A 10,568-nucleotide genomic window follows, 5' to 3' on the forward strand; every position below is an offset into this window, starting at 1 on the left:
CGTCAGATGATCGAGAAGAGGCAAGCGTCAACGGCCCTGGTGAGGGCCGCTGTGGCATAGGGCCGTCTCCACGTTTTCGCAGAGCTTGGTCATGGTCCTCGACCAAGGTCGATGAGGTCGTATGGACCACGATGGCAGGCGGGACATCGCGCCAGCATCGCGATCAGCAGGTCCTGGAACCGGGACACGACCTGATACAGGCTCAGACCGTGTGCGCCCCTTTTGGGTGGAGGCGCTGTTCCAGGCAGAACAGGTGCGCGGCGGAGACCAGGGCGACGTGGTGGTGGAACCCGGCATAGGTCCGGCCCTCGTAATCGCCCAGGCCCAGAGCCTGTTCCATCTCGCGGTAATCGGTCTCGATGCACCAGCGGCTGGTCGCGTGCCGGCCGAGGACGGACAGTGCGGTGTCGGCGGGCAGGTCGGTGATCCAGGCACGAAACGGTTCGCCGTCGTGCTTGCGTCGCCATTGGACCAGCAGCGTGCGCTCGGGCAGCAGGCGCTGCTCGGTGGCGGCGATGTGCGCGCGTTCGATGATCCCGGCGATGTGCACGGGGATCGCGGCGAACCATCCGCAGCGGGCAGGATGTCCCGCCGTCTTCGCCCGGTAGACGAACCGGCGGGCCCGGTCCTGGTTGGCTCGGGCCAGTTCACCGACGCCGATGGCCGGCCGCCGCTTGGCCCAGGCGGTGACCGGCGCTCCGCTGACCGGCAGGACCGTCGTGTCGGCGTTGACCGCTACCAGCCAGCGGATTCCCCGATCGGTGAGCCCGTTGCGGAACGCCACGTTGGTGCCGTAGTCGCTGTCGGCGACGACCATGGGCGGCCTCAGTCCCCACCCGGCGAGCTCGTCCAGGAGCTCCAGTGCGATCTGCTGCTTGGTCCGGTGCACCAGCGGGGGCGGGATCCCTGCTTTGGCGCGGCGTTCGGGATCGTCGGCCCAGACTTGCGGGATGAACAACCGCCAGTGCAGCGGGGTGGAACCGGCCCTGGACACTGCATGGATCGAGACCGCGACCTGGCACAGGTGCTGATCGCGTTCCCCGCAGTGCTGCACCATCGCTCCGGCGGTGCCGTGGCCGTACCGGACGAAGGGATGGTCGTCGATCAACCAGGCCGCCGGGTCGATCACCGCGACCGCTCGTGCGGCGATGCGCCGCATCACCTCGGTGTGGTCCCAGGTGGACTGGGACACGAAGTGACCGAGGTTCTGCCGGGGAAGGCCCAGCCGACCGGCCATCGGCTCCACCGGTTTCCGCTTCCCGTCGAGCATCAGCCCGCGCAGGTACTGCTGGCCGTAGTCGCGTTGGCCCCGGTAGGCGAGGTACGTGAAAACGTCATCGGCGAACTCCGCGAGGTCCTCGTTCAGAGCCTCGACAGCTTGTAGGTCCATAACACCACGGTGACTCCGCCGGGCAAGGTCCTTCAACTACGTCACCGGACAGATCAAGGACTATGACCAAGCTCTGTTTCGGGGGATTGACACGGGCGGGTTCATCAACCGGTACGCACGCCGTACCCGCTCTCAGCTTTAGGACTTACTCGTCTAGCCCACACCGGCATCACCGTCACAGACATCCCCGGCCAGCGGCACTGCGCCGCCTTCGACGCCCACGCCACCGCGCGGCTCCTGCTCACCCTCGCCGGCCGCTACCCGACCTGGGACGCCCTGACCGCGGTGGCCGTGCCGCCAGGCCTGCCCGGCGGCACAGCCGCCACGCACGAGGAACAGACCTTATGGTGACCGCCACCGTCCGCCTGGAGATCGTCGGAACGCACGGCACCGGCACCACCACCCTGGCCCGCCGTATCGAGATGGAGTTACGCGCCACCGGCCTGAGCGTGACCGCCCCGACGGCCGGGGACCGGGGTCGCGGACGGAGCTAGTGATCCCACGATGTGGTGATTTAGATAACCTTACTGGTCTGGGATCGACGATCTGGGATCGACCATCCTTCGGGAGAAGGGACCGGGTACGTGCTCGACGACGCTGGGCTCCGGGCGCTTCGCGAAGCGGCGCGCCTCTCCCCGGAGAACCTCCCCCTCCGGCGGCATCTCGCCGAGCAGCTCCTGGCCGGGGGATACCTCTCCGAGGCCGAGGCCGAATATCGCGCCGCGCTCCGGCTGGCCCCCGGTGATCCGGACATCGTGGCCGGGCTGGCGGAGGCTTTCGTACGGCAGAGCTCCCACGGCGCCGCGCTGTCGGCGCTCGAACCGTTCCTGGCCGTGCCCGGCTACCCCCCGCAGCTGGGAGTGATCGCGGCCAGGGCGCTGCTCGGTGAGGGTGACACGGTCGGCGCGGCCCAGCGCTACCGGGATGCGGTCTCCCGCGACCCGGCGGTGTCCGACACCGATCTGGCCGTACGGCTGGAGCCGCCGCAGCCCGTCACGGACGTCCCGGCCTACGCCGCACCGGTGTCGTCCGGCGAGACCGGCGTGGAAGCGGTGCGCTCCCGCGTCACCTTCGCCGACGTGGCGGGGATGGACACGGTCAAGGAAGCACTGCGGATCAAGCTCCTGCTCCCCGTCCAGCAGCCGGACCTGTTCGCCGCGTTCGGCAAGCGAGCCGGTGGCGGGGTGATGATGTACGGCCCGCCGGGAGCGGGCAAGACCCATCTGGCCAGAGCCGCCGCCGGCGAGCTCGGCGCGTCGTTCATCGACGTCGGCCTGGCCGACATCCTGGACATGTACATCGGTTCGAGCGAGCGCAACCTGCGGGCCACGTTCAACCTGGCCCGCCGCAACCGGCCGTGCGTATTGTTCTTCGACGAGGTCGACGCGCTGGCCGCCCGCCGCGCCGACATGCGCCAGGCGCACAACCGCCAGCTGGTGAACCAGTTCCTAGCCGAATTCGACGGCGTGGACGAACGCGCCAACGAAGGGGTGCTGGTGCTGGCGGCCACCAACGCCCCCTGGTACGTCGACGCGGCCTTCCGCCGCCCCGGCCGGTTCGACCAGCTGGTGTTCGTGCCCCCGCCCGACGTCGCGGCACGGGCCGCCATCCTGCGCATCCTCTGCCGTGACAAGCCCCTGGCCGAGATGGACTTCGACGCGGTCGCGCGGGCCACCGACCAGTTCGCCGGCGCGGACCTGAAGGGCGTGGTCGACCGGGCGGTGGAGGCCAAGCTCCAGCAGTCGATCAGCGCGGGCCGCCTCGTCCCCCTGACGACGCAGGATCTGCTAGCCGCGGCCCGCAACGCCAGGCCGACCGCCGTACGGGAATGGCTGGCCACCGCGCGCAACTACGTGCTGCACGCCAACGACTCCGGGGCCTGGGACGAACTGACGCCCTGGATCAAGGACATCCGGTGACCACCGACACCCTGATCGAGCGGGCACGGACGCTGCTGAGGTTGCGCCGCCCCGCGGAGGCCGAGCGGGAACTACGCGGGGTGCTCGCCCGGGACCCGGAGCACGCCGAGGTGCACGCCCTGCTGGGCATCGCCCTGGCCGAGCAGCGGAGGCCGTCCGAGGCGGTCGCCGAGGCGCGCGAAGCGGTACGGCTCGCGCCGGACCAGTGGTTCCCGCACTACGTGGCCGGTCAGATCCACTTGATGGCAGGACGGCCCGGCGACGCGATCGCCGCCCTCCATGCCGCCCTGGCCATCGAGCCTGACCATGCGCCGATCTGGAGGTTCCTGTCCCGGACGCACCTGCGGGCCAGGCAGTGGGCCGAGGCGGCGGACGCATCCCGCCGCGGCCTGGCCCTCGACCCGCAGGACGCCGAGCTGGCCGGCCTGCTGGCGCTCGCCCTCACCGCACTCGGCGAGACCGCCCAAGCTCAGGCCGCCGCCGCGCAGGCCGTACGGCTGGACCCGGAGAACGCACTGGCCCACCTGGCGTACGGGCGGGTGGCACTGGACTTCGGCGACCCCGGCCACGCCGCCCAGGCCTTCCGCGAGGTGCTCCGCCTCGATCCCGGCTTCGGTGCGGCGCGAGACCTCCTGCTGACGGCGCTGAAGCGGCGCAACCCCCTCTACCGGGCGCTGGACCGGTTGCGTGGCAGGTTCTTCGGCAGGTGGTGGGTGGTACTGCTGCTGCCCGCGGCGCCGATGCTCATCATCGTTCTCCTCCTTGTCGCGCTGTTGCACTGGGTGGCCTGGACCGTCGAGGCGTTCACCGCCCTGCGCCTGGCACGCGCCAAGGACACCCGGCTGCTCTTCGAACGCGCGGAGGTCCGCGCGGCCCGCCTGTGCTGCCTCCTCCTGGCCGCGGGCGCGACGCTGATCGCGCTGGGTGTGATGTTCTCCCAGGAGCTGGTCGGCGCGACGGGCGCGGCGGCCATGGCGTTGATCACCCCCGTCCAGGAGACGGTGCACACCGGCTCACCGCTCGGACGGATCGTGCTGTACGGCTGGGCGGGCCTGCTGGCACTCGTCATCGCCGTGTCGGCGGCCCTGGACTCGATGTCCGGCGTGATGCTGAGCACCTACACCGGGCTGGCCACGCTCTGGATCGCGGCGGGGGTACGGGGCCTCTTCGAACGGACGGTCATCATCTGATCATGGCCGAAGGGCTGCAGCTTGTGGCCGACCCGGCCGACTGGCTGCCGGGGACCGTGTCCGGTTGGCGTCTCGTGGCCGCAGCAGGGTGGGCGACCCTCACCGCCCCGGACGCCACCATCGTCTACGACGGCGAGCTGGCGCTGTGGCCATCCTGGCGGCAGGCGGCCATCGCCAACGGCTGGGTGTGGCTGGGCGTGGGCGTGGTCGGTCTGGGTGAGGGCTGTGACATCGGCCAGGCACTGCGTACCGCGGCGGGCGCTGGGCTGCTGGCTACCGGTCTGGCTGCGGTCTCCTTTCCAGGCCCGCTCGCCCAGCATCGCCAGTAAGCATCGCCGGCGGGTGAAGCCGACGTGCCCCGGCCACTTGGCCGAATTGCGGGCGATTCCGCCAGCCCTTCTCTAACTAGCCATGGATCATGAAACGGGAGCATTTGGGTCACCAAGAACGGGTTTATAGCGGCGTTCAACGTCGAAGGCTCGCGGTAGCCGACCGATGAGTCGCCGGGCGACGGCGCCGGGAGTGAGCCATTTTCATCCTGATCACGCTGGTCAGGATGGTCGCAGGAGACGGGCGAGCCGGAGGAGTTGGGGTGAGGTGAGGCTCCCGGTAAGACAGCAGTCGACCAAGATCCGATGCCCCAACCGGAAGCCCTGATGCTGTCTTACCCTGCCGCGATTCCCCTGTCGAACCGCACCCTTGCCCGTCTCACCGAACTCATCCGCGTCCGCCGCGCCGAGCGCCGCAGCCGGTGGCGGCGGCTCAAGCCGGGACAGCAGGCGCTGCTGGTACTGGCTCACCTGCGTAACGGGGACGCCTACGCTCGCCTGGCCGCGGGCTTCGCGATCGGGACCATCACCGCCTGGCGGTACGTGCGCGCATCGGTCGACCTGCTCGCCGCCCTGGCCGACGACGTCCAGGCCGCAGCGGTACGTGCCGCACGGCCGGCCTACGCCACCCTCGACGGCACGCTCATCCCGATCGACCGGGTTGCCGATCAAGCGTGGAAGCTGCTATCGAAGCTCCGCTGCTGCCCCCACCGCGCCACCCCGATCATGCGGGCCGTCCTCGTCCTGCAAGCCGTCGAAGACGACCGCTACTCAGGATGAAAAGGGTTCGATGTACTGCAGGCGCACCGTGCCTTTGACCCGGCCTCGCTCGGAGCAGGGGATGCCGTTGCGCTGTGCCCAGGTGCGGATCTCGGCGTCGCCGGGTCCGTCCGAGGTGCGGCGGCGGCCGGCGCGGGTGGTGACGCCGAGTTCCTTGACCTGCTCTCTGGCCGCGGCCAGCTGCTGCTCCAGCGCGGCAACCTTGTCGAGGACGGTCTGCTGCTCGGCCTGGCGAACGGCCGCGGCCTCGATCCGCTCGCTCGTCTCGGTGTAGACCTCGCGCAACTTGGTGACGGCGGTCTCGGCGCGGCGGAGCGCGGCCTGCACCTTCGTGTCGTCGAGGAGGCGGGCATCGGCCAGGAGCCGGTCCACGCTGCCGGTGGGCTCGCCGGGATCGGTGACGATGCGCGGCTTGGGTGTCCACTGGGCGGCGATGCCGTCGGGCAGGACGGGCTTGCCGTCATCGCGGGTCAGGTCCTGGGCGAGGTAGGTGGTGCCGTGGATGGTCCAGCCGAGGCGGCGGGCGGCCTGGGAGACGGTGGACAGCTTCAGGCCGGTCTCTGCGGCGGCGTCGTTGGCGGTGCGGTCGTCGGCGAGGAGCTGCATCGCGCGGGCGCGGTCGGGGCGCATCACGGTGGGGCCGAGCTGGGTGATCGACACGGTCGGGTCCTTTCTGGGTAGGGGCGGGAGGGCGTCCGCTCGGCTGGTGGGGCCGGGCGGACGCCCGCGGGGATCGGGTCAGCAGTCGCCGATCGCTTCGGCGTTGTCCCGGTCCCGGTCCGGGCGCCGGTTCCTGGACGGTGGTACGGCCGATGTCGGCGGTGGTAGGGGTGCGGGCGGCCAGGGCAGCCGTGGCGGCTGCGGTGCGGATGGGAAGCACGTGCTTCTCCCCCGGAGGTAGGGCCGCCCACCGGGTTGCGGCGGGCGGCGCGGGTGGGTTACAGAACCTCGAAACCGTCGTGAGTGATCGCGCCCTGCAGGAAGTCGATCCACTTCAGCCAGTAGGAAAGGTCTTCTCCGAGGACGGCCTGGATCTGTACGTCGCCGTGCTCGTCGTGGTGCTTGCGCCAGATACGGACTGCGGCCTCGCACTCGGCGGGCAGGACGACCCAGCCGTCGTTGCTGCCGAACTTGTGGAGCGGGATGCCGGGCATGTCGGTCTTGCCGTGCCAGGAGAGGACCCGTTCGTGCTCCTGCTGGTAGGCGAGGATCTGGCTCATCATGTCGGAGGTGATGGCGGCGTACACCTCGGGATAGTCCTCGGGGCTTTCAACGGCCCACACCTGTTCGTCGGTGATGCCGTAGTTGTTGGCCCTGGGCCAGTCCGGGCGGGGGTCATCGTCGAACGCCATCCCGAGCCGGTACATCGCGTCCCGGTACCGGCCCATGCTGAAGATGTTCAGCCGGAAGTACGACTTGCGGACCTGGTCCACGGTGTCGCTCGCGGCCACGACCGCGGCCTGCGCCTGTCGGTACCGTTCGGAGCGGCCGTCGTAGTTCTCGTCGGCCGTGTAGCCGGCGGGGTGCGCCTTGGCGCGCTCGGCGTTGAGGACGCCTGCCTCTTCGCCGGGCAGGGCGTCACGGGCTTCCACCGCGGCCATGAAGAGGGCGCGGGCCTTGGTGACGGCTTCCTTCTCGGCGTCGTCCACACGCCGCCAGTACATGTCGTAGCCCATCAGGGGACTCCTTCAAGGTCAGTGATCAGGGAGGGCGCGCCGCCCGCCAGGGTACGGCGGGCGGCGCGTCCGGGTGGAGGTCAGGCGGCGGGCTGGCTGGTGATGGCGGAGCCGGGCAGTGCGGCCAGCGCGGTGAAGAAGTCGCGGGCGGGCCGGACCTGATCGGGCGGGGTCAGCGCGGTGGTGATCCGGGTGAGGAAGTCCTCGGGGCTGGTGGCAGGGGTGTAGGCGCGGGCCAGCATGGCAAAGGCGGCCACCAACGCGGGCGGGACGTCCTTGCCGAACTCGGCGGTCCACTCGACCGGTGCGTCGGCGGAGCGGTCGTCGGGGTTCATGAGGCGGGAGACGGTGGCGCGGTCGTGGCGAACAGCGGCCGGTCAGCGGGCACGAACTGCGGATAGAACGCGATCATGAAGGTGGCAGCCTTCGGGTTGGCCAACATCACCGCCGATCCCTCACCGAACGCCCTCCACCAGGTCAGCGCCGAGCCGGACCGCGGTTCCCCGACCGTGATCTCCTCGACTGCTCCGTTTGTTTCGCGGCTGCGCCACGCTGAGCGCCAGGCCTTGATCCCGAGGTACAGCAGGAAATCCGCACCCGCCACGCGCAGGACGAGGAAGGCCACCTCCGAGGCGGCTACCAGGGCTGCAAACCCGGCGGCGGCGAGCAACGCCCACAGGTACAGGCCGGCCTCCAGTCCCAGCACTGTGGGCACCGCACCGGAGAAGCCATGCAGGGCCGCGCGGCGCAGGATCAGCGCCATCGCCGGGCCCGGCGAGGCGGAGATCAGTACCACGGCGAGGACGAAGGCAGGCAGAGAGGAGCTGAGATCGGGGGGTTCCCCCAAGGCCAGGCAGTTAAGGTCTTTGGGCTGATGGCAAGAGCGCCGCGGAGATCGGCTCGGCGGTGTAGACACCTGGTCTGATCTCGCGGATGAGTTGACTGGCGGCCCAGCGCGATAGCTGCCGATACATCGTGTTCAGGGTGACATCGCCGAGGTGGTGGGCGATGTCACGGGCCTTCCACGGGCGGTGGGGGTTTTGGTGGAGGAGGGCCAGGACTTGATGTTGTCTGCGGCGGTCGGCCGCGGTCATGGGTCGTTCGTCGCGGGATGTGGCAGGCAGTGTGGGTGGTGGCGGCAGGAGGGTGATGTCGAGGTCGGTGATGATGCGGCTGCGGTCGGGTCTGCCGTCGTCCAGTCGTTCGTTGTAACGCGAGATGGGTGATTTGACCTTGCGGGTGCTGACCCGTGGGCGGCGGGATGGTAGCAGCGCGGCCAGGATGCGGTGTCCGATGGTTGCGACCAGGCCGGTGATGGTGCCGGGGGCATCCCTCGGCTGAATCACCAGGTCGCGGGCGGCGTGCAGGGCGAGGGAGAAGCTGCAGCGGTCGGGGTCAGTGCCGGGCCGGGACTCGGCGGCATCGACCATCACGGTGCGCAGCAGTTGATAGAGCGTGAGCACCGACCACATCTCCTGCTCCAGGCCGGCGGGGTCGCCTGAGCGCAGGATCCGTCCTTGCATGATCGTGTGGCGCAGTGCGTAGTAGGCCGACTCGTGTTCCCGTCGCTGGTGGTAGAGCCTGATCAGGGCGGCGGCCGGGTGACGGCGGGCGTCGGTCAAGGTGGTGGCCAGGCGGTAGGTGCCGGTGAAGGTGGTGCCGTCGACGCAGATCACGGTCACCCGGGCCTCGATGATGCGGATCCGCAGACTACCGATCATCGAGAGATAGGAGCCGTCGGTGAGTGTGGCCAGGACGGGAGTGCGCCGGTTGCTGCGCAGCCGGCCGAGCACCTGAGCGCCGGTGGCGCTGACCTGGGCGAGGAAGGCGTTGCTGTCGAAGCCCTTATCCCATAACACGAGCATGTCGGGCGTCAGTGGATACAGCAGGCGCCGGGCATAGCCGGTCTCGCCTTCGCTGGTGGGACCGAAGACCGCGCCGATCAAGGCCCGGGTTCCGGTCTCCACCAGCGTCATCAGCTCCAGAAGCGGGTAGCCGCCGTGGCCAGGACTGCCCAGCCAGGCTCGATTACGGATGGTGCCGGGGGCTTTGAGTGAGCTGCAGCCATCGAAGGAGACGATGCGGTAGGCCCCGAACCGTACTCCGGGCGTCGTGGGCTGGGCCAGCGGCCCGCTCAGCACCTCGAACAGGCGCTGCATCGGCGCGCCGCCGACTCTGCGGCGCAGGTCACGCAAGGCTTTGGCGGTGGGCGTCACGACCGGCAGGGCGGTCAGCGAGGCCGTCAGCTTCTGCCAGACCAGCAGGTAGCCGGCCTCGGGGAACAGGCACATCGCCAGCAGGAAGTAGACCCCGACCCGTGAGGGCAGAGCGCGCAGACGACGCTGAACGCCGCGGGTTTCCTCAAGGACTGCATCGACGAGCTCGAACGGGACAAGCCCGGTCAGCTCCCCCAAATGTCCGGGAGCGAACAATCGCCCGGCTGTCGAGCGGGACGAAGAGTCCGTCTCGACAGCGCGGGAAAGAGCAGAGCTGGCATACTCGGCCATCAACGGAGATCCAGTTCTTCGACGGCTGGTTGTGGAAGATCACCGTTCTACTGGATCTCCGTCCTCATGTCCTGAGAACTACGACTTGACAGCACCACGAGAGCCTTAACTACCTGGCCTTGGGGAAGGCCCGCCTGCTTCCTTCATCGTGATGAAGCGCACCGCCATGGCCGCGGCCATGGCGGTGCTCGCCGTAGTCTTGCCCTCCTGCAGCCAGCCTGCGCCTGCACCGAACCCAGCACAGAAGGCACCTCGCATGGAAACGCCATGGCAGTCGTATCAGCGTATTGAGTTCACCCAGGAGCCTCCGAGAGCCTCGTTGAACAGGATGATGCTCCCGCTGGCCAGCAGCGACTGGGAAGCGGTCAACGGCGTCCCGGCCGCACCTGCCCCCACCGCTCTCGCATGGCCGGCCGCGCACCGCCTTCAAGGGCTGGCCAAGTTGACGCTGGAAACCGCCGCCCAGCCGCTGTCCGTGAGCGTCATGACGTTCGACGCCGTGGGCGCTGACGGCATCCCGACCAGCAGGGTCAACCGGTGGACCTGCAGCAGGCTCCAGCCGGTGGACGGCTGCGATTTCCACGCGCTGGAGGACGGCACGCACGCGATCTCCCTGCCCGCCACCCTGTTCTCCGGCGATAAGGCCGTCTGGCACACGATTCAGGTGTTCTGGGACGTCCCCTTCCCCGTGCGGCACCCGGACTATGAAGATCGCGGGTCACGTCCAGCGAAGTGGTGTATGAGCCGACCTTCGCGTGATCCTGTTTCTGCAGGTTA

The 10,568-nt window shown here is 69.4% G+C and carries 11 protein-coding genes and 1 pseudogene; 6 read left to right on the plus strand and 6 right to left on the minus strand.

The window, feature by feature from the left end:
• Positions 1–202: 202 nt before the first annotated feature.
• Positions 203–1,390 (minus strand): IS701 family transposase, encoded by a 1,188-nt coding sequence (locus IEZ07_RS34855; RefSeq protein ID WP_191898704.1) that lies wholly within the window; start codon positions 1,388–1,390, stop codon positions 203–205.
• Positions 1,391–1,734: 344 nt separating this feature from the next.
• On the opposite strand from IEZ07_RS34855, the gene IEZ07_RS34860 reads away from it, so the two are divergent.
• The 5 genes and pseudogenes from IEZ07_RS34860 to IEZ07_RS34880 form a co-directional block, all read left to right on the plus strand.
• The gene (locus tag IEZ07_RS34860) at positions 1,735–1,884 is read left to right on the plus strand and encodes a hypothetical protein (protein WP_191898705.1); all 150 of its coding nucleotides are present in this window, start codon (positions 1,735–1,737) and stop codon (positions 1,882–1,884) included.
• A 90-nt stretch (positions 1,885–1,974) separates the two neighbouring features.
• A complete protein-coding gene (locus IEZ07_RS34865; RefSeq protein ID WP_191898706.1) occupies positions 1,975–3,309 on the plus strand; it encodes an ATP-binding protein in 1,335 nt (444 codons plus the stop codon).
• Positions 3,306–4,499 carry a tetratricopeptide repeat protein gene (locus tag IEZ07_RS34870; RefSeq protein ID WP_191898707.1) on the plus strand — a complete coding sequence of 398 codons (1,194 nt, stop codon included), beginning with the start codon at positions 3,306–3,308 and terminating at the stop codon, positions 4,497–4,499. The genes IEZ07_RS34865 and IEZ07_RS34870 overlap by 4 nt, the downstream gene beginning before the upstream one ends.
• Positions 4,500–4,501: 2 nt before the next feature.
• A complete protein-coding gene (locus tag IEZ07_RS34875; protein WP_191898708.1) occupies positions 4,502–4,828 on the plus strand; it encodes a hypothetical protein in 327 nt (108 codons plus the stop codon).
• A gap of 327 nt (positions 4,829–5,155) precedes the next feature.
• Positions 5,156–5,500 (plus strand): annotated as a pseudogene (locus tag IEZ07_RS34880) (helix-turn-helix domain-containing protein); the annotation flags it as partial.
• A gap of 99 nt (positions 5,501–5,599) precedes the next feature.
• Here IEZ07_RS34880 and IEZ07_RS34885 read toward each other — a convergent pair.
• The 5 genes from IEZ07_RS34885 to IEZ07_RS34905 form a co-directional block, all read right to left on the minus strand.
• Positions 5,600–6,268 (minus strand): Lsr2 family DNA-binding protein, encoded by a 669-nt coding sequence (locus IEZ07_RS34885; RefSeq protein ID WP_191898710.1) that lies wholly within the window; start codon positions 6,266–6,268, stop codon positions 5,600–5,602.
• Between the two features lie 278 nt (positions 6,269–6,546).
• Positions 6,547–7,284 carry a hypothetical protein gene (locus IEZ07_RS34890; RefSeq protein WP_191898711.1) on the minus strand — a complete coding sequence of 246 codons (738 nt, stop codon included), beginning with the start codon at positions 7,282–7,284 and terminating at the stop codon, positions 6,547–6,549.
• An 80-nt stretch (positions 7,285–7,364) separates the two neighbouring features.
• The gene (locus tag IEZ07_RS34895; protein ID WP_191898712.1) at positions 7,365–7,619 is read right to left on the minus strand and encodes a hypothetical protein; all 255 of its coding nucleotides are present in this window, start codon (positions 7,617–7,619) and stop codon (positions 7,365–7,367) included.
• Positions 7,616–8,080, minus strand: a complete 465-nt coding sequence (locus tag IEZ07_RS34900) for a LysE family translocator (protein ID WP_239321317.1) — start codon at positions 8,078–8,080, stop codon at positions 7,616–7,618. Before IEZ07_RS34900 ends, IEZ07_RS34895 begins: the two co-directional genes overlap by 4 nt.
• Before the next feature lie 61 nt (positions 8,081–8,141).
• A complete protein-coding gene (locus tag IEZ07_RS34905) occupies positions 8,142–9,791 on the minus strand; it encodes an IS4 family transposase (protein WP_204054797.1) in 1,650 nt (549 codons plus the stop codon).
• 151 nt (positions 9,792–9,942) lie between these two features.
• On the opposite strand from IEZ07_RS34905, the gene IEZ07_RS34910 reads away from it, so the two are divergent.
• Positions 9,943–10,568 (plus strand): hypothetical protein (locus IEZ07_RS34910; RefSeq protein WP_191898713.1); only part of this gene is annotated, 626 nt, incomplete at its 3' end.

Source organism: Planomonospora parontospora, from assembly GCA_014647935.1.
GTDB classification, from domain to species: domain Bacteria; phylum Actinomycetota; class Actinomycetes; order Streptosporangiales; family Streptosporangiaceae; genus Planomonospora; species Planomonospora parontospora.

Excerpts from the sequence above, each read along its gene's own strand:
- IEZ07_RS34855 (WP_191898704.1), bottom strand. The coding sequence starts at position 1,390 with ATGGACCTACAAGCTGTCGAGGCTCTGAACGAGGACCTCGCGGAGTTC.
- IEZ07_RS34860 (WP_191898705.1), top strand. The coding sequence starts at position 1,735 with ATGGTGACCGCCACCGTCCGCCTGGAGATCGTCGGAACGCACGGCACC.
- IEZ07_RS34875 (WP_191898708.1), top strand. The coding sequence starts at position 4,502 with ATGGCCGAAGGGCTGCAGCTTGTGGCCGACCCGGCCGACTGGCTGCCG.
- IEZ07_RS34890 (WP_191898711.1), bottom strand. The coding sequence starts at position 7,284 with ATGGGCTACGACATGTACTGGCGGCGTGTGGACGACGCCGAGAAGGAA.
- IEZ07_RS34895 (WP_191898712.1), bottom strand. The coding sequence starts at position 7,619 with ATGAACCCCGACGACCGCTCCGCCGACGCACCGGTCGAGTGGACCGCC.
- IEZ07_RS34905 (WP_204054797.1), bottom strand. The coding sequence starts at position 9,791 with ATGGCCGAGTATGCCAGCTCTGCTCTTTCCCGCGCTGTCGAGACGGAC.